The sequence below is a fragment of the Acidovorax sp. genome (assembly GCF_047607405.1).
Lineage (GTDB): Bacteria > Pseudomonadota > Gammaproteobacteria > Burkholderiales > Burkholderiaceae_C > Acidovorax.
Window position 1 is genome coordinate 1 of sequence record NZ_JASGDA010000034.1, and the last position, 25,803, is coordinate 25,803.

Sequence of the window (25,803 nt, forward strand, 5' to 3'; positions counted from 1 at the left end):
GAGAACGCCATCGCCGTCGTGGTCGAAATAGACGTTGCTGGCCAGGCCCACCGTCTCCAGGCCGTCGCCGTCCAGGTCCAGGATGAGGGGGTCGCGCGGCCAGGTCCAGGTTTTGGCGGAGAGGAAGGCAGTGTTGGACTCTGCGCTGATTTCTGCTCTTTTTTTATATAAATCATTGAGTGTGTAGGCAAATCCCCCTCCAGTTAAAACTACCGCCGCAACAGTCAGCGTTGGAATCGATATTCCAGCAATTGCAAATGCGCCAGCAACCAACGCAACAACATTGCCCGTCGCACTCATGATTTGACCTAGGTTCGCACCCGCCGGATCTGCGGCAACCGCAGTAAGGGTTAAAGCTACAGCATTTGCAACTATACCCACCCCGGGAATAAAACCAGTTGCGGCAGCTGTAACCTGAAATATGCCTGCGACTGTTTCTATTGCGCTCGATGCATTTATTGCTTGAATAGCATTATCAATTGAACCAACTGCAGCCCCCCTGTATATCGATAAAAATTACCAACCCATCGACTTTACTCATAGCTGAATCCTTTTGAATATCAATCCAACAATCAAAAGAAATGTAGACACCAAGAATACCCCATAATTACAAATTGCGCAAAGCCGCTACCGCCTCTTGCATCATGAAATATTTCATTTATAGAGAAACTCTTCTTTCTCACCAGCATGTATACAGACGGGACAATCATTCCAATGGATAGAATTAACCAATAAATCATTGGCATGACCGGATGTATATCATACAAAAAATCAAAAATAACTTTCATATTTATATACTACCATCCCCATTGCCAAAAACCTTGGGCATCGACCACAAAACCAACGATGACATCGATTTTGTCGATCATCTCAGCCTCCGAAAATAGTGCAAATATGAAGGCGCGCGGGTTGATATTTCAGGATCGCAGACCCACGTCTACCAGCTTTTGAACTAGAATTGCTCGCAATTACTATTCGTGTAGAGGATGTACTTGTGATAGATGCCTGCGCCGCCCACAAATGCCGCAGATTTATATCCAGCTTCAATACGCTCAGTCATTCTTATCTCCCTTGCGCTCAAATCGATTCCGCAGAAAGCGCCGCTTCTACAGCGCTAATAACACCTGTTTCATCTGCAATCTTAAAGTTAATGGTGACGGATTTTTTGATGATTACCCGCTCTCTCCCATACATTTTGCCGATCGAAAAAAAGACTCGCGCCTTTCAGCTTTGAGTGGTATCGCTGTACGTTTCGTATCGTTGCTTCATCGGCACGGGGGTTAGTGGATGGAGTCCAGGGGGATTTAAATTCTCCATCAGGCCAGAATTTTGTTCCCTCATACCGAGATTCGCTGATTTCATAGCCGCTGTTTCTTAACTCGCGCAATAGTTTGAAGGCTTCTTCTTTCGGCATGCCTGGCTGAAAATATTTTTTTGCTACAGCAGTGACCGCTGTGTCACGTCCGTTCTGCCCACCACCAGCTTTGTCGGCTTCAATCCAAGCCGTCTCCATTTCAGACAGCATTTTTCCGATCCACGTTTTGTCTTCCACTTTGCACCCCGCAAAAAAATACGGTTAATGCCATCAGTAACGATGACCAGAAATTGCTGCTTAACTTTACCGGCCAGAAATTCATACATCCTCCTTCACCAAGCTCATGTGCATGGCATGCTGCCCCATATTCACCACCTCATCCACCTGCAAGCCCTTCGGTACCTGGTGCGTGATGAAGATCATCGTCACCTTGCCCTGGAGCCGGTTGATGGTTTGCGCGAAATGCTCGGCTGTCTGCTGATCCAGATTGGAAATCGCCTCGTCGAAGATCAGCACCTTGGGGCGCTTGAGCAGAGCGCGGGCAATGGCTATGCGCTGCCGCTGCCCTCCGGATAGACCCGTTCCGCGCTCGCCGATCTCGGTCTGGTAGCCCTGCGGCAGTTTTTCGATGACTTCGTGGGATCGGTGAGCGAGCGATCAAGCGCAGTGCGCACACCAGCGTCTATGAGTTGGAGCAGGCTACCCGGCAATGCATTGACCGCCACAACGAGAACCCCAAGCCTTTCGTTTGGCACAAAAGCACCGCCTCCATCCTGACTTCTGTTGCTCGGGCTGCTGGGCAATTATTTGATGGAATTTTTGAGACACCACACTAGCGAATACCTTGGTTTTTTGGGAATTGCTGGCGCGCATGAACTACGTTCACGACTTCAATGCGGTCAGATGCCACCCTGTATAGAACGATGTAGTTGGGGTGTGCAACAACCTCTCGCAAACCGGGAATTCGTTCGCTGGCTCGAAAAAGGTAAGGGTGCTCTGCAACCGGCATGATTGCTTCTGCCAGCAAGTTCCTCATGCGACGGGCGGCGATGGGGTTTTCGCGTGCGACGTAGGCGACGATCTCGCGTAGATCATCGCGAGCCGAAGCCCGCCAAACAATGGGGAGCACTCAAACGCTCCGTTGCTCGGCTATTGCATCAATGAGCGCGTCCATCTCGGCCATCACTTCATCGTGAGGTATGGTGGGCCGAGGATCAGCCAAGCTGGTCGCGGCCTTGGCTTTCAGCCACGCCGTGTAGTTGGCTTCCTGCTCTGCGGTCTCGAATTCCGAGGCCAAGGGGGAGAAAACGGCGTTCATGTTCGCAGTTTAGTCCAGTGCAGAAGTTTTCACCATCCTCCGCGTAGGAGTGTCCAACGACGTTCTAGCCCGTCCAGTTCAACCGCAAACCGGATGGTAGAAATGATAAAAAAAGCCGCCGAGAGCTTTAAGCAGCTCTTGGCGGCAGTTCCAGATAACTGGCGGAAACGAATGATGGCGCTAGCAGCGCTGACGCCTCAGGTACTCAGCAGGTTTCGTAGCACGGTACACGGCACGCTTCGCGACGTGCGGCGAAACCCCGTATTTCAGGCCGAGACCCTGATACGTAATCCCACCGCGCAGGTACTCAGCCACAAGCGCCGCCTCATCCTCCCTTGACAAAGCACGCTCCCGACCGGGCACCCTGCCCCGCGCCCTAGCCGCCACCTGCCCGGCTATAGACCTTTCCCGAATCATCGACCGCTCAAGCTGCGCCACTGCGCCCAGTATCTGCACCACGAACACACCCATGCTATTCGTGGTGTCGAGAGGTTCCGTCACGCTTTTGATGGTGGCCCCGACGGCCTCAAGCTGGCGCAGGATTTCCAGCAGATCGAACAGACTCCGCGCGATGCGGTCAATCTTATAGACCACAAGCACATCGCCCCTTTGCAGGGATGCCAAACAGCGGGCCAGTTCGACCCGGCCACGCCGAGACGCGCCGCTGGCCTTTTCCTGAAACACCGCGCTACAACCAGCCTTGGCAAGCGCATCAAGCTGCAAAGCCGTGTCCTGATCCTGCGTAGAGACACGCGCATAACCGACCATCATCAACAACCCCGACCCCTGAACAAATAAACATGTATGGATGGATATACAGTCTTTTATCAAGATTTCAAGGCTGAAGTACCGTTCCCGGGAACGAAACTTGGAAATCAGAAGGCCCCGGCCCAAGTGCGGCCACGTAAAAAACGCCCTTAAAACCACCGTCAGCGCACAAAAAGCCCCACACGCTTAAGAACAACAAAGAGAACAACAAGCAAGGCCAACACCCCGACACGAATCCACACCGTCCGCCACTCCGCCGCCCGCTTTGCGCGCTGACGATCAGCCTCAGAAACACGGAAGGATGCACGCTCTACATAGCCCGTCTTCTTGCGCCACCAATCACGATACCAATCCCGATTCTCAACACCCATAAACACCCCGTCAAAGGGACAAATTCTAGCCATCACCAAGTGCGCCATGCTTGCCTGACATACACAAGACCCGGCCCGCTCTCAAGAGGAACAAGATTCAACGAAGACGGCTCCACCAGGGCAGGCGCAGGCGGTTCAGGAAAGGTGCCACCAGCAAGAACAGCAGCAGGCCGCGAAGTCATCGCACGGCACGCATTCACATCACGATCAAGAGCATTACCAGCACTGTCAAAACAAGAACAACGGTTCTTTGAAGCAACGCAACCAGCAAACACAGGTGCGGAACCAACCGAAGAACTCGCAGCCGACAAAGGAGCCGAAGCAACAGCCGCCGGAGCACGCGGCGCAGAATCCATGACAGGCTTCGCCTTTGTGTCGGCCTTCACCCGAGCCTCAGCAGCGGGTTTACCGCCCGCAGCACGCTCAGACAACCGAGCGTATACAGAAGGGCCGAGGTAGGACAGAGCCAAAAAACCCGCCAACAAGAACCAAAGAACCGCAGGCATGGAGCGCGGCTGCTTTGTATGCACTTCGGCACTTTTGTACAGCTTGAATACCTTGCGGTCATAACGCCATGGAACTTTCCTCATGGCATTTGAATAAAGCAGGTTTCGGCTTACGTGATCCCACTCATAAACCATCGCCATCTTGAAATTGCCTACGCGCCGCACATGAAGATGGCGACCAGCAAGAGAATGAATGTTTCTTTCAACGAGCGCCACATTCTGTGTGACCAGAATGAAATCAACGCCCATATGCCGATGCGTTTCCAACGCCTCAATATCTGGTGGAACCCTAGAACCATTCGCACGCGGCTTCCAAAAACGCTGCACTTCATCAAATACTATGAGAGCACCAGGTTTTGCCCACTTGTACCAATCCTGCAACCCCTGATTATCACCGCCATTAATCAGTTCATGGTCAACACACAGGCCAGGAATGTTTGTATAGACGGTTCGCGGCGCAACGATTTTCTCGCCAACATCATTCTCATATTCAATTGTAGTACCAATAACCGGCAGCAGTAACTTTTCAACGGTATAAAGGGTTTTGCCCGCTCCAGGCGTTCCCGTGATTATAGTAATCATCCCGGGTTCTTTCCCAGAATCTGAGTAGCGCTTTGAATTTGCCAGAGCATGATTTTAGTGGTTATTGCACCTAATATGATACCCAAGCCAACGCCACCACCCCCCAACAGAAACAGATTCAAAACATCAACCGGCAAAGAACCCACGTTCGATTGAATCATGGTTTTGACTTGCCCAACGGCAACCTCAAAACCCGTAATCGTGACGACAGAAAAGCCGAGGGATGTCAAAATTCTAGCCAAAAGCGGCTGCATCATCCCTAAAAGCCATGTTCCTATTTTCATTTTCTCAATCCCATCAATATTAATAATGCTCACTGACGTGTCGGGCGCGACTTGCTGCCCATGTTTGCCCCTCGCGCCCGCCCGCCAGTGTCAGACCTTGCCAGGAGCAATAATAAATAACGCCGCCATGGACGCCAATATCAAAATCACTGGCCGGACATACGAAACGACATATGAACACGTCGCTTGATAATCCCACACCTTCATGCTTTGACCGTGAACCGTTGAATAAAGATCAGCAGGGCATGAGCCACTGCCAAAAGTATCCTCAATCGAATAACTCACGTCGAATGTTGATTTTGGAATCTCACCGTCCGGCTCATCAAGATCAGCACAAGCCAAGCTATCAGGGTATTTTTCGCACTCGCTTTCCTCAGTCTTGGCATCATCCTCAGTTTCCGATTCCTCAACCGTGGTTTCAGTGTCGCCAGTCACATTATTCGTTATAACGGTATTTGTTATATTGGTGGTGTTGTAATTTACTTCATTATTGTTATATGTCACGTTATACGCAGCTTCGCTAGTAACTGTTTTAGTAGCTGGTTGCGTCGCCGAAGTAGTACCAGGAGCAACTTCAGTAGTAGTACCCGGATGGACTTTAACTTGCGTACTTGTCTGGATTTTTTGACCAGGAACAGCCGCCGGGCCAGTAACCGATGGAGTAGGCACCGAACCGCCGAAAGGGTCAACACCAGTCTTTTGGACGGCCTGCACAACCAGCTCAGGATAAATCGCCGGGGCCTCAGGCTTGTCCATGTATTCGGCGATGTCGTCCAGACTCGCGGGCAGTGTCTGGTTAACGACGACGCTTGCACTGTAGTTAACAAGATAGCCCGTGCCACCGCACAGCCAGGAGCCACCACCCCAGTAACTCACATTGCCGTTGAAATTGCCACCGCTAAGACTCACGCGATACTGACACGCCTGAACGGCAGTGCAAAAATTCTTACCATTCGTGTAATAGCCACCAGTGCAACTGGCATCGCGCGTGATATTGCCATCATCGTCAACGAAGAGGCCACCGTCAGTAAGCCAATCCTTGATCAATGGGGCAGCAAGCATCAAGCCTGCGATAAAAGGTGAACCAGCTGCAGCGCCGAGCACGGTTCCAAGACCCCTGATAAACGAAGTACGAGTAATCGGGACAGAAGCCACGGCGGCAACCGACTTGCCGGTATTTCCGAGAGGAACAGAGACATTACCCGCCGCCGTCAAACCCGTTCCCGATTGCGTCAATCCGAAATTACCGAGCGCCGGAGTCCCAAGACCACTGCTCGAAGTAACAAGCGCCTGTCCGCCTGAACCAAATGTCACAGTGGTCGAATTGCCGACCACTTTGCCCATGAAGGAATCAAAACGTTTGTCCACCGCCCCGGCTACTTGAACGCCACCCACAAGAGCAAGCAGGAGAGCAGCGCGAATTGCAGTTCTATTGATGAAGGCATAGCTTTTCATTTTGTTTAGTCGTTATGGGGGATGCTGAACAAATCGCCCAGCTTGCGCATACAGAATATGACGATAGCTACAACAAGAAAAAGGCCCCACAAGGAGGCCATATCCTGAATCCGTTCGTCATCAGGCGGGGCAGGTTCCACCAGCACCGTTATCACAGTGCCGTTTTCAGTGGTTACCGTGGTTCCGGTGCTGGTGGATTCAGCCATGATTAAATCCAGCCGAAGCGCTGGCCCAGCTTGCGCAAGCCCCAGATAGCGATACCGGCGGCGATGATCAGGCCAAGTGCCTCAAGGGAATCATCCTTGTATTCGGAGATCGTGGTAGCAACCGAAGCCGGCAGTTCCGCATGAGCGTTCATAACCGAGGCCAGGGCCAGCGCGGGTACTGCGGCGATTTTGCTGATTTTCGTCATCATATTGATTTCCTTTGGTTAGATGCTTCGCGAAATTGCGAGTTTGCATCCAAAAGCCCGGTAGCTCAGGCTTTTAGGGCACACTCATAATACCTGCTTTCTCGCTTTCAATCTCCGCTCCCAATAATTTACACGGTTCCAACTTTGCCATTTATCCAGGCCTTTAGAAAGGCTATCGTGAGTATGATTTTCGTACCAGTTCGGCAGACCAGCCGCACGAGAACGACTACGACCCAAAGCCCTTGCGCGGGATTGATGAATATTGATATGACGATTATATTTCCAATCGCCATAGCCCTTTTTTGCGCCACCATATGCACGCTGCGAAACCATCACTACAAAATTCCAACGACGATCAGCCGCAGTCATTCGATAGCCATTCTTGCGCATACTCCGACGGGTTTCATTGTTTTTCTTGCGCAGATCATCGCCAAAGCGCCGCATCGCAGCACCGAAGCCCGAGTTTGCCCGAACCCGAAGCTTCTCATACTCCGAATGGGGCATGATGAAACGATCACCCCAACGGACACCATTATGGTCTTTATTGCCGCCGTGATTCGCAAACCACCAGCGCTTATGCGCTTCACTCTTAAATGCCATATCGTTCCCGGCAACGTTTTTCAATAATCGACAGGCTTATGCAGAGCCATCAGATCGACAACATACACCCGATGGAAGCCATCCAAATGGTCTTCAATCAATTGGGCGCATGTTTCGATATCCTCGACGGCCACCGCATCACGAAGCAACATCACCCATTCCGGCTGTCCGTCCGCAAGCCCCGGAGAAAGGAATGCGCCAGTAAAGGCAGATTGGATAACATAGCGGGACATTACTAAGCAGCCTTTTGAGCCTTGGCCTGCTCAATGGGTTTAATCTCAACCATCACCATTTTGGTGCCCTCGCCAGACGTAGCCATTTCAAAAACGGCCATGGCCTTAATCGGCAGGGAATTGCCCAGGTGCGCCCACTTGTCGAACTCGGTAGCATTTCCGCACTTAAAAGGACGGGTAGCCTTGCCGATGCTGGGGCCGCTGCTACTTTCGGCAATGTCCACTTCGCAATGGAAGGTGGTGCTGTCATAAGGACGAGAACCCTCAGCGGTCTCCATGACACCCTTGGACGCCTTGATGCCGTGGACGATGACTTCACTATTGAATCGCATGACTTTCCTCTTTCGGCCTAGTTAAAGGGCTTCGCAGGCACGGCCAGCGCTTGCACCCCTGATTACTCGCATATGGGCCTTCCCATATGCCGAGCGGATTTCACTCATCGAGAATTTTTGAAGACGGGCAGGAAGCTTTTGATTGGCTACCAGTTCGCAAAATTGCTCCTCATCGCAGAACTGGAATGCCAAGGCGAAGGATGCGGCTGCCGTGTTTTTGAGAAAACGCAGGTTCCGGGTTACTTCAGCTTCAATAGTCTGCTGCGCTAGCTTTTCCTCGACCTTGATTGGCCGAGGAATGGCCTGTTTTTCGGGCTCTGCTTCACGCAAAATCGAGGCATGCCAATCGCTGGCACCGGCGAAAAAATCAGCAGGGCGGCGGAGAATGTCGCTTTCAATCACCCGCAGCTTATTTCCGTAGCGCAACTCTGCACGAATCCAGCCAGTAGCGTCCTGCTCGCCAAATAGCTGATGGCCCTTTTCGTAAACATTGGTTTGCTTGCCTGCTGCGCGACTTCCGATATAGAAGCTACGGCCCTTGCCCTCTTTGTCGCCGTCATTCCAGTCGCCCACCATGTTGCACTTTGGGCGCATGCCACGGTTATCCATCAAACCGTTTTCGTAATCAGCCTTGATGCGACGCATGCCGCCGTTAATGCCGTCGAAGAAATCAAGGGCCAGATCGGCGCGGGTGATCGTGCCGTTCACGTCGTCAACAAGGTTCGCCATGTGATCGCGCCAGCCCTTTTGCGCGAAGGTGCAAGCCGTGCCGTAAAGATTGACGTGCATGGTTTCGTTCAAAGCAGATTCGCGGGGGCTTTCGCCGCTGGCCAGGAAGCCGACCCAACCTACTTCATACCCAGCGCGCTCGATGCTCCAGCGGTAGCGGTAAAAATCGTGCCCCTTGCGCATTTCAGGGGCTACCGTGAAGCCATCGCCGAGGACTTCGCAAACGCGCTCTGCCAGTTCCTGCGCTTGCGCGGCAGGGCTGAATTCGGCGTCAGGCAGTTTCTGAAGAACTCGGGCCATCGCCGCCAAGCGCCTTGCGCGCTGATCCGCCTCATGCTCGCTTATCAGGTCGAATTCGCTGGCCGTGGCAGGGCCGGGAAACAGCACGTCCACCGTGGGCATTGGAGCGCGGCGCAGAAGGCAGGAGAAGCGAAGCCAATCCACATGCACGGCAGCGCCGGTTTCCAGGCGTTCGGCCATCAAGCGGGCCTTGACTTCATCGCCGTCGAGCACCAGGGCGCAGGTTTTCTCAAGGCGTTTCAGGGCTGATCGGGCGGGGCGGGTCATCTTTTCTCCAGGCCGGACGGCAGGGCTTTTTTCGCTACGGGCAGCAGGCCTTTTTCACTCCTCTCCCCGTGATTACCAGGGGGGGGCATTTGTCTTGCCGCGCCGCCGCCCTCGCCCATGCCGCCCACTCGTTCCTCACGGGCGGCGGGCTTCAATCCGGCGGGCGCGGCCCTCTTTGGGCTTGCGCTCAAGGCGGCAGCGATTTCCAGCCATTCGGCCGCGCTCCTTGAGCGGGGGAGCGGGGCCAGTTCCAGCGCCGCTACGCCTACGGCGGGCCGTCTTTCAGGGCGCGAGGTGAGGACAGCAATGGCGCGGGGGGCGGGGGCCGCGTCAGGCACCTGCCGGGGCGCTGATGGCAGGATGCCGGGCGCGGACGCAGGGAGCGCCGGCATGGTGGCACCGGGCGCGCTGGTGGCGTCGGCTCGCCTTGCGCGGGGTACGTTGCGCGAGAACGCGTTTACATGGGCTTCGCCCATACCCAACAGCCGGGCAGCGGCAAGCGACGGGAGCCAAGACAGGATATGTCTCATGGCAGCAGCCCCTGCATGCTCTCCAGGCGCAGCACGTGCAGGCGGGCACGGTCGGCCTGATTGCCGCTGCGCAGGTATGCAGAAACGACTTGCGCGCAGCGCTTGTAGTCGTCAGCGGCGCGGGCGCTGCCGTTGCGGATGCGATCAGGGACGGGCGCTGCAATGGCGCGACGGGCGCGGTATTGCAGTTCACGTTTTTCTTCGGGGCTCATTGCAGCACCCCATCACGGCGTGCGCCGTATAGGCCGACCTGCTTCCAATTTCGGTTCGTCAGGGCGAACCGAACCAAGGACTGCATCAGCTCATTTTTGCTGCAATCCAGTTCAGCAGCGATTTCATTAAGCGTTGCCACGATGGCAGGCTTGTCGGTGAAGTCGATGCGGGACTTATTGGCGCGATAAGCGGCCTTGCGGGCGGCGGCTTTGGCATGAACTCGCTTTCGGCCAGAAGCCGCGCCCACCGCCCCCGAAACCTGCCGGTTTGATGACGCGCCATCAATGGCGGGGGCGCAGCAATCAAAATATTCGCAGGCCATGATTAGCACCCGCCCGCAACAATAATTTTGACCGCGCAGGCATCCAAGAAGCCCTTGCTATCACGAGGCACCGCCTCAGCACTAACCATCACCACGCCCATGCGTGCCGCGAGCTTGTGAAGACGCTCGGCACGCCAGATGCCCGGGCGATGGAACGCCACAATGCGATTCGCAAGCCGAGACAGCCGCAAATACTCAGCAACATCACCAGCGGTCAATGCAGCATCGGCCTGCCCAAAAGATAGGAACGGGCCGACAATCTCGGCCACGCAAAAGGTTGTATAGCGGGCCATATCAGCACCCCTCGCCAACGGGGAGCCAGCCGAGATTGAAACCCTGAGCAGGGCGACAAAGCGCCTCGCGGATGACAACTTGACCCGAGATGAAGTCACGGGAGCAGGCCCGAGCATCCCTCAAAGAACGGAAGCTGTAGCTAAACCGAGCGCCGGTATTGGGAAAAAACACGTCGACAAACCAGCGCTTGACGAGCTCAGGCGGCGTAGGAAGCGGGATGCACCCCTCGCCGCCTACCACGTTAGCGACAACGGTTGAACCCGAGCGGGGTTCTATAGCGGGAGGAGTGCAAAGGGTTGCCGCTTGCTGCATACCTACCGTGCCCGGTACGGCCTGATGGCGCGTGTTGTCCGCTATAGCGGCGAGTGCGAAGGCGGCGAAGGAGATTTGAGTGGCTGACATGGGTCGCTCCATGGATAATGAGTTATCAAACTGACCACGTAATCAGATTGACAACAGCATCTTACAGGAACGTACTCAATATGACAACAAATGAAGGATTGATTTTTTTAATCAATGAAGCAGAGTCAGTAGCTGGCGGCGTTCGACCCCTAGCGAGACTGCTAGAGGTGAACCCATCGAACCTGTTAGCCATGAAAAAAGGAGAAAGGCCCGCGAATTGGCGTATTCGGGGCAAGCTGCGCGCCGTACTGGGTGAAGACCCCGCGCATGCGTTCATGGCCGCGATGGCCGAGGACCTGGAACAGTCCGAGAACGATGACGAAAAAAAAGCTGCGGATGGCTTTAAAACCATGCTCGCAGCTTTTGCCAACGATGATTGGCGGAAACGAAGGGATTCGAACCCTTGATGAGGCTCTACACCCCATACTCCCTTAGCAGGGGAGCACCTTCGGCCACTCGGTCACGTTTCCTGAAGACTTCCATTATGCCTCAATTCGGGGCGCATTCGGGTCAAGCGGCTTCCTGGTCCAGCTCGAAAGCCTTGTGCAGGGCGCGCACGGCCAGTTCCACGTACTTCTCGTCGATGACGACCGAGGTCTTGATCTCGGACGTGGAGATCATCTGGATGTTGATGCCTTCCTCGCTCAAGGTGCGGAACATCTTGCTGGCCACGCCCACGTGGCTGCGCATGCCGATGCCGACGATGCTGACCTTGGCGATCTTGGTGTCGCCCACCACTTCCTGCGCGCCCAGCGCGGGGACGACCTTTTCCTTGAGCAGGTCCACGGTGCGCGCGTAGTCGTTGCGGTGAACGGTGAAGCTGAAGTCGGTCTTGCCGTCCTTGCTCAGGTTCTGGATGATCACGTCCACCTCGATGTTGGCGTCGGCCACGGCGCCCAGGATCTGGTAGGCGATGCCGGGCTTGTCGGGCACGCCCAGCACGGAGATCTTGGCTTCGTCGCGGTTGAAAGCGATGCCGGATACGACGGCTTGTTCCATTTTTTCGTCTTCCTCAAAAGTGATCAGCGTGCCGGATTTGGCCTCTTCGTTGATGTCGATGTCCCAGGGCGTGAAGCTCGACAGCACCCGCATGGGCACGCGGTACTTGCCTGCGAACTCCACCGAGCGGATCTGCAGCACCTTGCTGCCCAGGCTGGCCATTTCCAGCATTTCTTCGAAGCTCACGGTCTGCAGGCGGCGCGCCTCGGGCACCACGCGGGGGTCGGTGGTATAGACGCCGTCCACGTCGGTGTAGATCAGGCATTCGTCGGCCTTCATGGCCGCCGCCACGGCGACGGCCGAGGTGTCGGAGCCGCCGCGGCCCAGCGTGGTGATGTGGCCGTGCTCGTCGATGCCCTGGAAACCCGTCACGATGACCACCTTGCCCTGCGCCAGGTCGGCGCGCACGCGCTGGTCGTCGATGGATTCGATGCGGGCCTTGGTGTAGCTGCTGTCGGTGCGGATGGGCACCTGCCAGCCCGCGTAGCTGACGGATTCCATGCCTTCGGATTGCAGCGCGATCGCCAGCAGCGCGGACGACGCCTGCTCGCCCGTGGCGGCCAGCATGTCCAGTTCGCGGTGGTAGGCCGCCGTGGCGCGGGGGGGGGCCAGGTCCTTGGCGAGCGCGAGCAGGCGGTTGGTTTCGCCGCTCATGGCGCTGGGGACGACCACCATCTGGTGCCCGGCCCGCGCCCATTTGGCCACGCGCTTGGCGACGTTGCGGATGCGCTCCGTGGAGCCCATGGAAGTGCCGCCGTATTTGTGAACGATCAGTGCCATTGAAGTTTCAGGTAATGATGGGCAAAACCTATGGATTGTACCAATCGAGGGTTTGCCCGGATCGCACCACGAAGCCCCGCCCCACCTTGATGTGGATGCGGTGGCCGCGCGTGGTGCAGGCCGCTATCTGGTCCAGCAGCTCGGCCAGTTGCGCGGTCGTGGGCGTGGTCTGGTGCCGCGTGCGCAGCCAGTGGCGCAGCAGGTTGGCCTGCCGGGGGCGGCCCAGGCGTTGCAGCGGTGCGATCTGCAGCGGGATGCCGGTGGCCTGGGCGTCGGCCTGCGCCAGTTCGTCCAGCAGCTCGGCAGCCTGCGCCGCATGCGCTGCCGACCGGGCGAAGGTGTCCCGAAAGGCGGGGAAGGCCGCTTCCAGCGCGGGCAGCAGCCGGGCGCGGATGCGGTTGCGGGTGTAGCGCTCGTCGGCGTTGGTCGGGTCTTCGACCCAGCCCTGTCCCTGGGCGCGCAGCCAGGCACGCACCTCGGCGCCCGGCACGCGCAGCAGGGGGCGGTGCCAGACGATGCCCGCGCGCTCCCAGCGCAGGGGCATGGCGGCGAGCCCGGCCACACCCGCGCCGCGTGACAAGGCCAGCAGCAGCGTTTCGACCTGGTCGTCCGCGTGCTGCGCCAATGCTATGGATTGGATAGCTGTCGGCCCTTGACTGGCAAGCGCTACAGCCTCAAAAGCTTTGTATCTCGCCTGCCGTGCGGCGTCCTCGGGGCTCTGGCCCGGGGCATGGCGCGCATCCAGCCGTTGCACGGTCAGCGGCACGTTCAGGCCACGGCACAGGGCGATGCAGCGCTGCTCGAACCCATCCGCCGCCACCTGTAGGCCGTGGTGTACGTGGATGGCCTGCACCTGCCCGGGCCAGCGGCGCGCGCAGGCCAGCAGCAAGGCGGTGGAATCGGCCCCGCCGCTCAGGCCCACGGCCAGCGGCAACGCGGGCGCGAAGGCCCGCATCGCGGCGTCGAAGGACTGGGTCGTCATGGGCGGCGATTATCGCGGCGCCCGGCGCGGCAGGGTCAGCGGCTGTCGGCCTTGGTGTCGCTGAAACGGCCGTAGCTCTGCAGGCGCTCGTAGCGGCGCTCCAGCAGGTCCCTGGGCTTCAGGTCGGCCACCTGGCGGAAGGCGTCGCCCAGGGCGCGCTTCAAGAACGCAGCCATCTGCCTGGGGTCGCGGTGCGCGCCGCCCACGGGCTCGCTCACGATCTTGTCCACCAGACCCAGGGCCTTCAGGCGGTGGGCCGTGATGCCCAGGGCATCTGCCGCTTCTTGCGCCTTGTCGCCGGTCTTCCAGAGGATGGATGCGCAGCCCTCGGGGCTGATGACGGAGTAGATGGCGTACTGCAGCATGACCACCTGGTCGGCCACGCTGATGGCCAGCGCGCCGCCGGAGCCGCCCTCGCCGATGATGGTGGTGATGATGGGCACTTCGAGCTGCGCCATCTCGAAGATGTTGCGGCCAATGGCCTCGGACTGGCCGCGCTCCTCGGCGTCGATGCCGGGGTAGGCGCCGGGTGTATCGACAAAGGTGAACACGGGCAGCTTGAACTTCTCGGCCGTCTTCATCAGGCGCAGGGCCTTGCGGTAGCCCTCGGGCTTGCTCATGCCGAAGTTGCGCAGGGCGCGCTCCTTGGTGTCGCGGCCCTTCTGGTGGCCGATGACCATGCAGGCATGGCCGTTGAAGCGGGCCAGGCCGCCGACGATGGACTGGTCGTCCGCGTAGTGGCGGTCGCCGTGCAGTTCGACGAAGTCGGTGAAGATGTCGCGCACGTAGTCGAGCGTGTAGGGGCGCTCGGGGTGGCGGGCGATCTTGGTGATCTGCCAGGGCGTCAGCTCGCTGTAGATGTCCTTGGTGAGCTGCTGGCTTTTTTTACTGAGCTGGTCGATCTCTTCCGAGATGTCCACCGCGCTCTCGGTCTGCACGTAGCGCAGTTCTTCGATTTTGGATTCCAGCTCCGCAATGGGCTGCTCGAAGTCCAGGAAGGTCTTTTTCGCCATTTCTTGTATTCCTCTCAATACGCCACTGGGAGCGGGTCGAGTGACCGCCAAATATACCAAGTCGCCACGCTGCACCAGGGTTTCCACGCCTCGGCCACCTCGCGGGCGTCGCTGCGGCTCACGGGGTCGCCCGAGAAGTAGTTGCGGCTGATGCCGTTGAGCAGCCCCACGTCATCGAGCGGCAGCACGTTGGGCCGCATCAGGTGGAAGATGAGGAACATCTCCGCCGTCCAGCGCCCGATGCCGCGTATCGCCACCAGTTCGGTGATGATGGCCTCGTCGTCCATGGCCGCCCAGTCCTTGACGTGCAGCTTGCCGCTCTCAAAGTGCATGGCCAGGTCCACCAGATAGTCCACCTTGCGGGCCGACAACCCGGCGGCGCGCATGTCGTCCACCTTGAGCTTGAGCACGCTGGCGGGCTTCATGCTGCGCGGCAGTTGCTCGAAGCGCCCCCACACCGCCTGCGCGGCCTTGACCGAAATCTGCTGGCCGACGATGGAGCGCGCCAGTGTGACGAAGGCATCGCCGCGCGTCTGCAGGGCCGCGCCCTCGAACTGCGGGATCAGGCGCTTCATCACCCGGTCCTTCTTCATGAGGTGCTTGCAGGCTTCGGGCCAGTAGTCGGGCGCGGCAAGCTCGTTTACTATGTTTTTAGTAGCTGCCACTGCCCATCCCATAAGCACTAGAGGCCAATTTGACCATTATTCTTTTCATTGCGCGGCTTCCCAGGTGGTGCCCGTGGGCGAGTCCTTGAGGACGATGCCCTGCTCCAGCAGCGCCTGGCGGATGCGGTCGGCTTCGGCGAAGTTCTTCGCGGCCTTGGCGGCGGCGCGGGCGGCGATCTGCGCCTCGATCTGCGCGGCATCGACGCCGGCGCCTGCTTGCAGGAAGGCCGCCGGGTCGCCTTGCAGCACGCCCAGGCAGCCGCCCAGCGCGACCAGCAGCCCGGCCAGTTCAGCCGAGCGGGTCTTGTTAACCTCGCCCGCCAGGTCGAACAGCACGGCCACGGCCTCGGGCGTGCCGAAGTCCTCGTCCATGGCGGCCTTGAAGCGGGCGGCGTAGGGATTGCTCCAGTCGATGGCGACCTGCGCCGGTGCGACGAGGCTCAGCGCGGTGTACAGGCGCTTGAGGGCCTGGCGCGCATCATCCAGATGCGCATCGCTGTAGTTGAGCGCGCTGCGGTAGTGGGCGCGCACGATGAAGAAACGCACCGTCTCCGCGTCGTACCTGGCCAGCACGTCGCGGATGGTGAAGAAGTTGCCCAGGCTCTTGGACATCTTCTCGTTGTCCACGCGCACGAAGCCGTTGTGCATCCAGAACTTCGCCAGGGGCTTGCCGGTGGCGCCTTCGCTCTGGGCGATCTCGTTCTCGTGGTGGGGGAACTGCAGGTCGGCGCCGCCGCCGTGGATGTCGAAGGTCTCGCCCAGCGTGGCGCAGCTCATGGCCGAGCATTCGATGTGCCAGCCGGGGCGGCCGGGGCCGAAGGGGCTGTCCCACTTGGCGTCCTGCGGCTCCTCGGGCTTGGCGGATTTCCAGAGCACGAAATCGAGCGGGTCGTCCTTGCCTTCCAGCACGGCCACGCGCTCGCCCGCGCGCAGTTCGTCCAGCGACTTGCCCGAGAGCTTGCCGTAGCCCGCAAACTTGCGCACCGCGTAGTTCATGTCGCCGCTGCTGCCCTGGTAGGCCAGGCCCTTGTCTTGCAAAGTGCCGATGAGCGACAGCATCTGCGGCACGTATTCGGTGGCGCGCGGCTCGACGGTGGGCGGCTCGATGCCCAGCAGGGCGATGTCGTGGTGCATGGCCGCCGTCATCTCGTCGGTGAGCTGGCGGATGGTGATGCCGCGCTGCACGGCGCGCTGGATGATCTTGTCGTCGATGTCGGTGATGTTGCGCACGTAGGTGACGCGGTACCCGCTGCTTTTGAGCCAGCGCTGCACCACGTCGAAGGCCATCATCATGCGGGCGTGGCCGATGTGGCACAGGTCGTAGATGGTCATGCCGCACACGTACATGCGCACGTGGCCGGGTTCGAGCGGGGAAAAGTCTTCCAATGCACGCGAAAGCGTGTTGTAGATGCGCAGGCTCATGGGATCTTGGTAACGGGGACTCGAAGGGGGCAAAAAAGAGGCCCCTGTGCGGGGCGCCCGGCGACATCATCACCCGCGGCAACAGCGTACCGTCATGACAACCCCCTCAGCTACAATCCGCCGCAGTATAAGCCCCCTCCGGCGCACTCCCGCCACCGCTGCAATGCCCATGAAACCTGATCGCCGCACGCTCCCACGACTTCTGCGCCTGGCGGCGCTGGCCGCGCTCCTGGGCGCGGGCGCGGTGCAGGCCGACGACTACGCCGAGATCACCCAGCTGCTGCGCAGCGGCAAGCCCGCCGAAGCGCTGACCAAGGCGGAGCAGCGCCTGGCCGCCGCGCCGCGCGACCCGCAACTGCGCTTTCTGCGCGGCGTGGCGCAGGCCGATTCAGGCAAAACCGCCGAGGCCATCGCCACCTTTACCAAGCTGACCGAGGAATACCCCGAGCTGCCCGAGCCCTACAACAACCTGGCCGTGCTGTACGCGGGCCAGAACCAGCTCGACAAGGCCCGTACCGCGCTGGAGATGGCCATCCGCACCAACCCCAGCTATGCCACGGCGCACGAGAACCTGGGCGACATCTACGCCAAGCTGGCCAGCCAGGCCTACAGCAAGGCGCTGCAGCTCGACGCGGCCAGCGCCAATTCGGTCAAGCCCAAGCTGGCACTGATCCGCGAGCTGTTCTCGGCCGATGCCACGGGCAAGGCGGGCCGCCAGGCGGCCAAGGCGCCTGCAGCCGCCCCGGTCGCGCCTGCCACGCCTGCCGTGGCATCCCCCGCTCCGGCACCCGTTGCGGCCCCTGCCCCGGCTGCGGCCCCCGCCCCTGGTGTGGCCGCGGCGCCTGCACCCGCCCCGGCGCCTGCCCCGGCAGCAGCCGACGACGCCGCCATCCAGGCCGTCACCTCCGCCGTGCAGGCCTGGGCCGCCGCGTGGGCCGCCAAGGATATGACTGCCTACCTGGGCGCCTACGACAAGTCCTTCGTCCCGCCGGGCCGCCAGAGCCGCGCCGCATGGGAGAAGGAGCGCGAAGCGCGCATCGTCGGCAAGTCGAAGATCAGCGTGCAGCTGTCCGACCTCAGCGTCTCCGTCAGCGGCGGCAAGGCCACGGTGCGCTTTCGCCAGGCGTACAGCGCCGACAGCCTGAACGTCGCCAGCCGCAAGACGCTGGAGCTGGTCCACAACAGCAACGGCCGCTGGGCCATCGTGCGCGAATCCACGGGCGGTTGAGCGTGAGATTTGGTGCGGCGCCCGCGCCCGCCGCGCGGGCGTTTGTCATTGGCCTGCTGGTGGGCTCCCTGTTAGCCCCTGCCCAGGCCCGAAACCCCCAGCCGCGCCGCGCGGCGCCACCCGCCGAACTGCGCGACGGCCAGGCCGAAAAGCGCCTGCTGGCCATCTACCAGTTGATCGCCGAAGCCCGCCACCGCGAGGCGCTGGCGCAGGCCGAGGCCCTGGCGCGCGACTACCCCCACTTCCAGCTCGCGCAGTTGGCCGTGGGCGACCTGCTGATGGCGCGCACGCGACCCATCCGCCGCCTGGGCGACGTACCCCAACCCGATTCGGCGCACAGCCTGCAGGTCGCCGCCACGCTGGACGAGTTGCGCAACGAGTCGCGCCAGCGCGTGGACGCCCAGCGCGCCCGCCCGCCCGCGCAGAGCATTCCCGCGCAGTTCCTGGAGCTGTCGCCGCGCTCGCGCCATGCCATCGCGGTGGACGCCTCGCGCTCGCGCCTGTACCTGTTCGAGAACGCGGACGGCAAGGGCCTGCAGCTCGTTGCCGACTACTACGCCTCGGTGGGCAAGCTGGGCATCGAAAAGAGCACGGAAGGCGACCAGCGCACCCCCCTGGGCGTGTACTTCATCACCAGCCGGCTGGCGGCGTCCACGCTCAAGGACTTCTACGGCGCAGGCGCCCTGCCCATCAACTACCCCAACCCGCTGGACCAGCGCCGGGGCAAGACGGGCGGCGGCATCTGGCTGCACGGCTCGCCGCCCGGCCAGTACGCCCGCGCGCCGCTGGCCACCGACGGCTGCCTGGTGCTGGCCAACCCCGACCTGGAGCGCATCCTGCGCACGGTGGAGCCCCGCTCCACCCCCGTGGTCATCGCGCGCCAGCTCCAGTGGGTGGCGCCCCACAGCGTGAGCGCCGAGCGCAAGTCGTTCGACGCGGTGCTCAACGCCTGGCGCAGCGCCAAGTCGCAGGGCGACATGCAGCGGCTGCTGGGCTTTTACGCGAGCGACTTCCAGGGCCAGCGCCAAAAGCCGCTGGACGAGTGGGCCAAGGTGCTGCAGGCCGAGGCCCAAGCGCTCCAGGGCCGGGAACTCCAGCTCAAGGACAAGTCCTACCTGCGCTGGACGGACTCCGCCGACACCATGGTGGTAACGTTCGGCGAAGTCGCCAAAGGCGCCCGCACCGGCCCTGTCAAGCGCCAGTACTGGTCGCGGCGGGGCCAGCAATGGCAGATATTTTTCGAAGGAGTGATTGGATGATTTCAAGAAGAAATACGGCTCTAGCGCTTACTGGTATTGCACTTGCAGCTATGTTTTCAGTAGCAAACGCACAAGATGCAGCGCCCAGGGTCAAGCTGGCCACCAGCCTGGGCGACATCGTGGTGCAGCTCGATGCGGCCAAGGCGCCCAAGACGGTCGAGAACTTCCTGGCCTACGTGAAGGACAAGCACTACGACGGCACCATCTTCCACCGCGTGATCGACGGCTTCATGATCCAGGGCGGCGGCTTTACCGCCGACATGGTGCAAAAACCCACCCGGTCGCCCATCCCGCTGGAGGCGAACAACGGCCTCAAGAACGACACCTACACCATCGCCATGGCGCGCACGGGCAACCCCCACTCGGCCACGTCGCAGTTCTTCATCAACGTGAAGGACAACGCCATGCTCAACGCCCCCAACCCCGACGGCTATGGCTACGCCGTGTTCGGCAAGGTGGTGCAGGGCACCGAGGTGGTGGACAAGATCAAGGCCGTGGCCACCGGCAACAAGGGCCCCCACCAGAACGTGCCCACCACCCCCGTCACCATCAATTCCGCCACCCTGGTCAAGTAAAAGGACATATCCATGAGCAACCCCCAAGTCGAACTGCACATTGCCGACTACGGCGTCATCACGCTGGAGCTGGACGCCGAGAAAGCGCCCAAGTCCACCGCCAACTTCCTCGCCTACGTACACAAGGGCCACTACGACGGCACCATCTTCCACCGCGTGATCCCCGGCTTCATGATCCAGGGCGGCGGTTTCGAGCCGGGCATGCAGCAAAAGGGCACCGACGCGCCCATCGAGAACGAGGCCAACAACGGCCTGAAGAACGCCAACTACACCGTCGCCATGGCGCGCACCAGCGACCCGCATTCGGCCACCGCGCAGTTCTTCATCAACGTGGCGGACAATGGCTTTCTGAACCACACCGCGCCGTCGGCCCAGGGCTGGGGCTATGCCGTGTTCGGCAAGGTCGTCTCGGGCACCGACGTGGTGGACAAGATCAAGGGCGTGAAGACGGGCCGCAAGGGCTTCCACGACGACGTGCCCAAGGACGACGTGGTCATCACCAAGGCGGTCGCCCTTTAAACCGCCCGCACCGTGACCGCGACCGTGCCCCGCATCGAGGAGCTTGCCGCTCCCTCGCACTGGCGCACGGTCGATTTCATTTCGGACCTGCACCTGCAGGCCAGCGAGCCCGCCACCGTGGCCGCATGGCGGCGCTATCTGCAGACGACGGATGCCGACGCGCTGTTCATCCTGGGCGACCTGTTCGAGGTGTGGGTGGGCGACGATGCGATCCACTCCCCCGGCAGCTTCGAGGCGCAAGCCTGCGCCGACCTGCGCGCTGCGGCGCAGCGCCTGCCCGTGTACTTCATGCACGGCAACCGCGACTTCCTCGCGGGCGCGGCCTTCCTCGCGCACTGCGGCATCACGGGTCTGGCCGACCCCACGGTGCTCGCCTTCCACGGCCAGCGCTACCTGCTCTCCCACGGCGACCTGCTGTGCCTGGATGATGTGGACTACCAGCGCTTTCGCGTTCAGGCGCGCAGCGCCGAGTGGCAGCAGCGCTTTCTGTCCCAGCCCCTCTCCACCCGCCGCACGCAGGCGCGCGGCATCCGGCAGGAGAGCGAAGCGAAGAAACAGTCCGGCGCACCCTATGCCGACGTGGACGGCCCCGCCGCCGTGCAGTGGCTGCGCGCCGCGCAGGCCGCCACCCTGATCCACGGCCACACGCACCGCCCAGCGGAGCACGTACTGGCCCCCGGCCTGCGCCGCGTGGTCCTCAGCGATTGGGAGCCGGACGCATCCCCCCCGCGCGGCGACGTGCTGCGCCTGTCACCCCAGGGCTTGGAACGGCTCCCCGTCGCCACCATGTAGGCCCGATGGCCTTGCTGCACAAACTCTGGAACCGCGCCCGCGCCGCCGTGGCGCCGGTGCCCGACATCTCGGCCCCGCTGTGGCTCCAAACGCTGCAACGCCACCCCTTCCTCGCGGCGCTGCCGCTGCACGACCAGTCCAAGCTGCGGGCACTCGCCGCCCTCTTTCTGCACAGCAAGCAGTTCCACGGCGTACACGGCCTGGTGGTGACAGATGCCATGGCGATCGACATCGCGGCGCAAGCCTGCCTGCCGCTGCTGCACCTGGACGGCGCAGCCCGCAAGGCGCTGGCGTGGTACGACGACTTCGTGACCATCGTGCTGCACCCCGCCGAGGCCGTGGCGCGCCGCCAGACGGTGGACCACGCGGGCGTGGTCCACGAGTACGACGAGGTGCTGCTGGGCGAGGCGATGGATCGCGGCCCGGTCATGCTGAGTTGGCGCCACGTGGCCAACGCGGCAGAGAACACCGCGCGCGGCCACAACGTGGTGATCCACGAGTTCGTACACAAGATGGACATGAAAAGCGGCGAGCCCAACGGCTGCCCGCCCCTGCCTGCGGGCTTCATGGGCGCGCGCACGGGCCGCGCCGCCCACGCGGCCTGGTGGGCAGCCTGGGAGCCTGCGTACGCCGACTTCCGCGAGGCGGTCATCAAGGCCGAGCGCTTCGGCGCCGAGCCGCCGTGGCTCGATGCCTACGGCGCCACCTCGCCGTCCGAATTCTTCGCCGTGGCGTGCGAGGCGTACTTCGTGAACCGCGCGCGCTTCGCGCAGGAATTTTCGGGGTTGGTGCCGGTGCTGGATGCGTTCTTCTTCAGAGCATGAAGAAGAATAATTCCTATTTGCACCGTAAAATGGTGTATCCATTTCATCCGCCCCGTCATGACCCCCACCGCCCTGCGCCGCTGGTCGTGGACCCACAAGTGGTCCAGTCTGGTGTGTACCGTCTTCATGCTGTTGCTGTGCCTGACCGGCCTGCCCCTGATCTTCCACCACGAAATCGGCCACCTGCTGGGCACCGAGGTCGAGGCCCCGGCCATGCCGGCAGACACGCCGCGCGCCAGCCTCGACAAGGTGCTGGCCACCGCGCAGGCCCTGCACCCGGACCGCGTGGTGCAGTACGCATCGCACGACGAGGACGACGACAACCTGTGGTTCGTCACGCTCACGCCCACACCCGCGCCCACCGACGACTTCAGGTCCGTCGCCGTGGACGCGCGCACGGCCGGGGTGCTGGCCCAGCCGCGCTTCGACGAAGGCTTCATGTACGTGATGTTCAAGCTGCACGTGGACCTGTTCGCGGGCCTGCCGGGCAAGCTGTTCCTGGGCCTCATGGGCCTGCTGCTGCTCGTGGCCATCGTCACGGGCGTGGTGCTGTACGCGCCCTTCATGCGCAAGCTGGCGTTCGGCGAGGTGCGGCACGGTCGCTCCACGCGCGTGAAGTGGCTCGACCTGCACAACCTGCTGGGCATCGTCACCCTGGTATGGGCCTTCGTTGTGGGCGGCACCGGCATGATCAATACCTGGGCCGATCTGCTCATCAAATACTGGCAGTATGACCAGCTCTCGACCCTGCTCAAGCCCTACGAAGGCCAGCCCATCGTGCCGGTGGCCGAGCGCGCACCGGTGCAGCAGTCGCTGGAGGCCGCGCAGGCGCAAGCGCCGGGCATGAAGCTGTCGTTCATCGCCTTCCCGGGCACGGCCTTCTCCAGCCCGCACCACCACACTTTCTTCCTGCGCGGCGACGAGCCGCTGACATCGCGCCTGCTGCAGCCGGTGCTGGTGGATGCGCGCACGGCCAAGGTGACCGCTTCGCCCCAACTGCCGTGGTACCTGACGGCACTGCTCGTGTCGCAGCCCCTGCACTTTGGCGACTACGGCGGCATGCCCATGAAGATCCTGTGGGCGCTGCTCGACATCGCCACCATCGTGGTGTTGGGCAGCGGCCTGTACCTGTGGCTGCGCCGAGGCGCCTCGGTCGGCGCGTCCGTGCCGACACCGGCGACCGACAGGCTACCCGACGGCTTGCCGGTAGCAGGCGTAGCCGCCCGCACCGAAGGCGCAGCATGAGAACGTCGCAAAGCCCTTTTTGGGCCCTGTGGGGCTGGCCGATTGCCATGGGCGTGCTGACGGCCACCGGCCTGGTCACGGCGCTGGTCTCCGACGACTGGGGCGACTGGTGGTCCTGGGTGGGCCTGGGGCTGCCGGTGGCCGTGATGACCTGGTACGCATGGCCACGCAGCACACCGGGCGCGGGGCCGGATACGCGGACCTGATTTTTTAAGTCAAATTGGCCTCCAGCGCTTATGCAGCAAGCGCTTTCAGCTATCAAAAAGAGAGTGGCACCGCTGTACCCCTGAAGGCTTCAGCGGGCCTTTGCACCCCTGCGCCGGGCCAGCCACGCAATGATCTCGCCCATGATGCCGCGCCGGAAGGCCAGCACGCAGATCACGAAGATCAGGCCCGTGACCATGGTGACTGACTCGCCCAGCGTGTTGAACCAGTCGATGGTCGTGACCTTGGCCAGGAAAGTGCCCAGCTCGCCCAGCTTGTTCTCCATCAGCACGACCACGGCGGAGCCCACGAGGGGGCCGGAGAGCGTGCCCAGCCCGCCCACCAGCGTCATCAACACCACGTGGCCCGAGGCTGTCCAATGCACGTCGCTCAGCGTGGCAAAGCCCAGCACCAGCGTCTTGAGCGAGCCCGCCAGGCCCGCCAGCGCAGCGGACAGCACGAAGGCCAGCAGCTTGAACTTGTTGGTGTCGTAGCCCAGCGAGATCGCGCGCGGCTCGTTCTCCTTGATGCCCTTGAGCACCTGGCCGAACGGCGAGTGGATGGTGCGCACGATGAGCAGGAAGGCCCCCACGCAGATGGCGAGCACCACGTAGTACATCACCAGGTCGTCCCTCAGGTCGATCAGGCCGAACAGCTTGCCGCGCGGCACGCCTTGCAGGCCGTCCTCGCCGCCCGTGAACGGGGCCTGCAGGCACACGAAGTACAGCATCTGCGCCAGCGCCAGGGTGATCATGGTGGAGTAGATGCCCTGGCGGCGGATGGCGAAGAAGCCCACGATCAGCCCCAGCAGCGCGCCGCCCGCAGTGCCCAGCAGCAGGCCGACCTCGGGCGTGACCGCCCAGACCTTGAGCGCATGGCCCGTGAAGTAGGCCGCGCCGCCCAGGAAGGCCGCATGCCCGAACGAGAGCATGCCCGTGTAGCCCAGCAGCAGGTTGAAGGCCGAGGCGAACAGCGCGAAGCACATCAGCTTCATCACGAAGACGGGGTAGGCGCCCAGGACCGGCGCGACGACCAGGGCCAGCAGCAGCAGGCCGTATCCCACGGTGGCAGTGTTCTTGAAGTTCATGCGGGCGGCCCCTTATTTTTCTTTGCCGAACAGGCCGGCGGGGCGGATGAGGAGAACGATGACCATGATGACGAACACCACGGTGGACGATGCCTCGGGGTAGAACACCTTGGTGAAGCCTTCGATGACGCCCAGGCCCAGCCCCGTGAGGATGGAGCCCATGATGGAGCCCATGCCCCCGATCACCACCACGGCGAACACGACGATGATGAGGTTCTGCCCCATGAGCGGCGTGACCTGATAGACGGGCGCGGCCAGCACCCCGGCGAAGGCGGCCAGCGCCGCGCCGAAGGCATAGGTCAGCGTGATCATCACCGGCACGTTGACGCCAAAGGCTTCCACCAGGCGCGGGTTCTCGGTGCCTGCGCGCAGGTAGGCGCCGATCTTGGTCTTCTCGATCACGTACCAGGTGCCGATGCACACCACGACGGAGGCCGCCACCACCCAGGCGCGGTAATTGGGCAGGATCATGAAGCCCAGGTTGGTGGCGCCTTCGAGCAGTTCGGGCGTGTCGTAGCCCAGGCCCGAGACACCGTAGATGGAGCGGAACACGCCCTCGATGAGCAGCGTGAGCCCCAGCGTGAGCAGCAGGCCGTACAGGTGGTCGAGTTTGTAGATCCAGCGCAGCAGCAGCCGCTCGATCAGCACGCCGAACAGCCCCACGACCAGCGGCGCCAGCACCAGCATCAGCCAGTAGTTGATACCCAGGTAGGTCATGGCCATCCAGGTGATCAGGGCCCCCAGCATGAACAGCGCGCCGTGCGCGAAGTTGATGACGTTGAGCAGGCCGAAGATCACGGCCAGCCCCAGGCTGAGGATGGCGTAGAACGAACCGTTGACAAGCCCCAGGAGGAGCTGGCTCATCAGGCCCGGCAATGAGATACCGAAGAAGTCCATGGGAGACGATGGCGGCAGATGGAAAGGGATGCTGCAGGGCGCAACGCGCGGGAACCTGGCGTGCCCGCGCGGGCATGCC

The 25,803-nt window shown here is 61.4% G+C and carries 33 protein-coding genes, 1 tRNA gene and 1 pseudogene; 9 read left to right on the forward strand and 26 right to left on the reverse strand.

All coding sequences use genetic code 11. The features are described from left to right. From QM569_RS04045 to QM569_RS04130, 18 genes and pseudogenes are all read right to left on the reverse strand, one after another. Positions 1-300: hypothetical protein (locus QM569_RS04045; RefSeq protein ID WP_414985945.1), on the reverse strand; the 300-nt coding region annotated here is incomplete at its 3' end. Positions 301-1,147: 847 nt separating this feature from the next. Further along, the gene (locus QM569_RS04050) at positions 1,148-1,525 is read right to left on the reverse strand and encodes a hypothetical protein (RefSeq protein ID WP_414985946.1); all 378 of its coding nucleotides are present in this window, start codon (positions 1,523-1,525) and stop codon (positions 1,148-1,150) included. Between the two features lie 108 nt (positions 1,526-1,633). Continuing rightward, positions 1,634-1,954: pseudogene (locus QM569_RS04055) on the reverse strand (ATP-binding cassette domain-containing protein); the annotation flags it as partial. Positions 1,955-2,147: 193 nt separating this feature from the next. Then, positions 2,148-2,444 (reverse strand): type II toxin-antitoxin system RelE/ParE family toxin, encoded by a 297-nt coding sequence (locus QM569_RS04060; protein WP_414985947.1) that lies wholly within the window; start codon positions 2,442-2,444, stop codon positions 2,148-2,150. After that, a complete protein-coding gene (locus QM569_RS04065) occupies positions 2,445-2,633 on the reverse strand; it encodes a stability determinant (RefSeq protein ID WP_414985948.1) in 189 nt (62 codons plus the stop codon). 180 nt (positions 2,634-2,813) lie between these two features. After that, positions 2,814-3,404 (reverse strand): recombinase family protein, encoded by a 591-nt coding sequence (locus tag QM569_RS04070; protein ID WP_414986005.1) that lies wholly within the window; start codon positions 3,402-3,404, stop codon positions 2,814-2,816. Positions 3,405-3,804: 400 nt separating this feature from the next. Further along, entirely contained in the window at positions 3,805-4,860 is a 1,056-nt protein-coding gene (locus tag QM569_RS04075) for a zonular occludens toxin domain-containing protein (RefSeq protein ID WP_414985949.1), read from the reverse strand. Further along, the gene (locus tag QM569_RS04080) at positions 4,857-5,177 is read right to left on the reverse strand and encodes a DUF2523 family protein (RefSeq protein ID WP_414985950.1); all 321 of its coding nucleotides are present in this window, start codon (positions 5,175-5,177) and stop codon (positions 4,857-4,859) included. The genes QM569_RS04075 and QM569_RS04080 overlap by 4 nt, the downstream gene beginning before the upstream one ends. Positions 5,178-5,234: 57 nt before the next feature. Then, complete coding sequence (locus QM569_RS04085) at positions 5,235-6,599, reverse strand: hypothetical protein (RefSeq protein ID WP_414985951.1); 1,365 nt, start codon at positions 6,597-6,599, stop codon at positions 5,235-5,237. 5 nt (positions 6,600-6,604) lie between these two features. Next, the gene (locus QM569_RS04090) at positions 6,605-6,805 is read right to left on the reverse strand and encodes a hypothetical protein (protein ID WP_414985952.1); all 201 of its coding nucleotides are present in this window, start codon (positions 6,803-6,805) and stop codon (positions 6,605-6,607) included. A 2-nt stretch (positions 6,806-6,807) separates the two neighbouring features. Continuing rightward, complete coding sequence (locus tag QM569_RS04095) at positions 6,808-7,014, reverse strand: major capsid protein (protein ID WP_414985953.1); 207 nt, start codon at positions 7,012-7,014, stop codon at positions 6,808-6,810. Between the two features lie 81 nt (positions 7,015-7,095). Further along, a complete protein-coding gene (locus tag QM569_RS04100) occupies positions 7,096-7,635 on the reverse strand; it encodes a hypothetical protein (RefSeq protein ID WP_414985954.1) in 540 nt (179 codons plus the stop codon). Beyond that, entirely contained in the window at positions 7,632-7,844 is a 213-nt protein-coding gene (locus QM569_RS04105; protein WP_414985955.1) for a hypothetical protein, read from the reverse strand. The genes QM569_RS04100 and QM569_RS04105 overlap by 4 nt, the downstream gene beginning before the upstream one ends. Before the next feature lie 2 nt (positions 7,845-7,846). After that, positions 7,847-8,176: a hypothetical protein gene (locus QM569_RS04110; RefSeq protein WP_414985956.1), complete on the reverse strand. Its 330-nt coding sequence runs from the start codon at positions 8,174-8,176 to the stop codon at positions 7,847-7,849. A gap of 21 nt (positions 8,177-8,197) precedes the next feature. Further along, on the reverse strand, positions 8,198-9,472 hold the full coding sequence (locus QM569_RS04115; RefSeq protein ID WP_414985957.1) for a replication initiation factor domain-containing protein: 1,275 nt from the start codon (positions 9,470-9,472) through the stop codon (positions 8,198-8,200). A gap of 526 nt (positions 9,473-9,998) precedes the next feature. Continuing rightward, positions 9,999-10,214: a hypothetical protein gene (locus QM569_RS04120; protein ID WP_414985958.1), complete on the reverse strand. Its 216-nt coding sequence runs from the start codon at positions 10,212-10,214 to the stop codon at positions 9,999-10,001. Further along, the gene (locus QM569_RS04125; protein ID WP_414985959.1) at positions 10,211-10,537 is read right to left on the reverse strand and encodes a hypothetical protein; all 327 of its coding nucleotides are present in this window, start codon (positions 10,535-10,537) and stop codon (positions 10,211-10,213) included. The genes QM569_RS04120 and QM569_RS04125 overlap by 4 nt, the downstream gene beginning before the upstream one ends. A gap of 2 nt (positions 10,538-10,539) precedes the next feature. Then, entirely contained in the window at positions 10,540-10,830 is a 291-nt protein-coding gene (locus QM569_RS04130; protein WP_414985960.1) for a hypothetical protein, read from the reverse strand. Between the two features lie 483 nt (positions 10,831-11,313). On the opposite strand from QM569_RS04130, the gene QM569_RS04135 reads away from it, so the two are divergent. After that, complete coding sequence (locus QM569_RS04135) at positions 11,314-11,640, forward strand: hypothetical protein (protein WP_414985961.1); 327 nt, start codon at positions 11,314-11,316, stop codon at positions 11,638-11,640. On the opposite strand, the gene QM569_RS04140 is transcribed toward QM569_RS04135, so the two are convergent. The 6 genes from QM569_RS04140 to cysS all read right to left on the reverse strand — a co-directional run bounded on the left by QM569_RS04140 (position 11,611) and on the right by cysS (position 17,094). Next, positions 11,611-11,703: transfer RNA gene (locus QM569_RS04140), tRNA-Ser, on the reverse strand. The genes QM569_RS04135 and QM569_RS04140 overlap by 30 nt on opposite strands. Before the next feature lie 40 nt (positions 11,704-11,743). Continuing rightward, positions 11,744-13,012, reverse strand: coding sequence for an aspartate kinase (locus QM569_RS04145; RefSeq protein ID WP_414985962.1), 1,269 nt, complete (start codon positions 13,010-13,012; stop codon positions 11,744-11,746). A 28-nt stretch (positions 13,013-13,040) separates the two neighbouring features. Then, on the reverse strand, positions 13,041-13,994 hold the full coding sequence (tilS, locus tag QM569_RS04150) for a tRNA lysidine(34) synthetase TilS (RefSeq protein ID WP_414985963.1): 954 nt from the start codon (positions 13,992-13,994) through the stop codon (positions 13,041-13,043). Between the two features lie 35 nt (positions 13,995-14,029). Further along, complete coding sequence (locus tag QM569_RS04155; protein ID WP_414985964.1) at positions 14,030-15,007, reverse strand: acetyl-CoA carboxylase carboxyltransferase subunit alpha; 978 nt, start codon at positions 15,005-15,007, stop codon at positions 14,030-14,032. A 14-nt stretch (positions 15,008-15,021) separates the two neighbouring features. After that, positions 15,022-15,684, reverse strand: a complete 663-nt coding sequence (locus QM569_RS04160; protein WP_414985965.1) for a DNA-3-methyladenine glycosylase family protein — start codon at positions 15,682-15,684, stop codon at positions 15,022-15,024. Positions 15,685-15,717: 33 nt separating this feature from the next. Next, positions 15,718-17,094 (reverse strand): cysteine--tRNA ligase, encoded by a 1,377-nt coding sequence (cysS, locus tag QM569_RS04165; protein ID WP_414985966.1) that lies wholly within the window; start codon positions 17,092-17,094, stop codon positions 15,718-15,720. Positions 17,095-17,263: 169 nt separating this feature from the next. Between cysS and QM569_RS04170 the strand changes: the two genes are divergently transcribed. The 8 genes from QM569_RS04170 to QM569_RS04205 are packed head-to-tail and all read left to right on the forward strand — an operon-like array spanning position 17,264 to position 23,742. Continuing rightward, the gene (locus tag QM569_RS04170; protein ID WP_414985967.1) at positions 17,264-18,322 is read left to right on the forward strand and encodes a tetratricopeptide repeat protein; all 1,059 of its coding nucleotides are present in this window, start codon (positions 17,264-17,266) and stop codon (positions 18,320-18,322) included. Further along, the gene (locus QM569_RS04175; protein WP_414985968.1) at positions 18,319-19,581 is read left to right on the forward strand and encodes a L,D-transpeptidase family protein; all 1,263 of its coding nucleotides are present in this window, start codon (positions 18,319-18,321) and stop codon (positions 19,579-19,581) included. The genes QM569_RS04170 and QM569_RS04175 overlap by 4 nt, the downstream gene beginning before the upstream one ends. Next, positions 19,578-20,156, forward strand: coding sequence for a peptidylprolyl isomerase (locus QM569_RS04180; protein WP_414985969.1), 579 nt, complete (start codon positions 19,578-19,580; stop codon positions 20,154-20,156). Before QM569_RS04175 ends, QM569_RS04180 begins: the two co-directional genes overlap by 4 nt. A 12-nt stretch (positions 20,157-20,168) precedes the next feature. Continuing rightward, on the forward strand, positions 20,169-20,675 hold the full coding sequence (locus tag QM569_RS04185) for a peptidylprolyl isomerase (protein WP_414985970.1): 507 nt from the start codon (positions 20,169-20,171) through the stop codon (positions 20,673-20,675). Positions 20,676-20,687: 12 nt separating this feature from the next. After that, positions 20,688-21,467: a UDP-2,3-diacylglucosamine diphosphatase gene (locus QM569_RS04190; protein WP_414985971.1), complete on the forward strand. Its 780-nt coding sequence runs from the start codon at positions 20,688-20,690 to the stop codon at positions 21,465-21,467. 5 nt (positions 21,468-21,472) lie between these two features. Beyond that, entirely contained in the window at positions 21,473-22,291 is an 819-nt protein-coding gene (locus QM569_RS04195) for a zinc-dependent peptidase (RefSeq protein WP_414985972.1), read from the forward strand. Positions 22,292-22,348: 57 nt separating this feature from the next. Continuing rightward, entirely contained in the window at positions 22,349-23,536 is a 1,188-nt protein-coding gene (locus tag QM569_RS04200; RefSeq protein WP_414985973.1) for a PepSY-associated TM helix domain-containing protein, read from the forward strand. Then, positions 23,533-23,742 (forward strand): hypothetical protein, encoded by a 210-nt coding sequence (locus tag QM569_RS04205; RefSeq protein ID WP_414985974.1) that lies wholly within the window; start codon positions 23,533-23,535, stop codon positions 23,740-23,742. The genes QM569_RS04200 and QM569_RS04205 overlap by 4 nt, the downstream gene beginning before the upstream one ends. 89 nt (positions 23,743-23,831) lie before the next feature. Here the strand turns inward: QM569_RS04205 and QM569_RS04210 are convergent, their stop codons facing one another. Both QM569_RS04210 and QM569_RS04215 read right to left on the reverse strand, forming a co-directional pair. After that, positions 23,832-24,827 carry a branched-chain amino acid ABC transporter permease gene (locus QM569_RS04210; protein ID WP_414985975.1) on the reverse strand — a complete coding sequence of 332 codons (996 nt, stop codon included), beginning with the start codon at positions 24,825-24,827 and terminating at the stop codon, positions 23,832-23,834. Between the two features lie 12 nt (positions 24,828-24,839). Further along, the gene (locus QM569_RS04215) at positions 24,840-25,724 is read right to left on the reverse strand and encodes a branched-chain amino acid ABC transporter permease (RefSeq protein WP_414985976.1); all 885 of its coding nucleotides are present in this window, start codon (positions 25,722-25,724) and stop codon (positions 24,840-24,842) included. Positions 25,725-25,803: the final 79 nt, after the last annotated feature.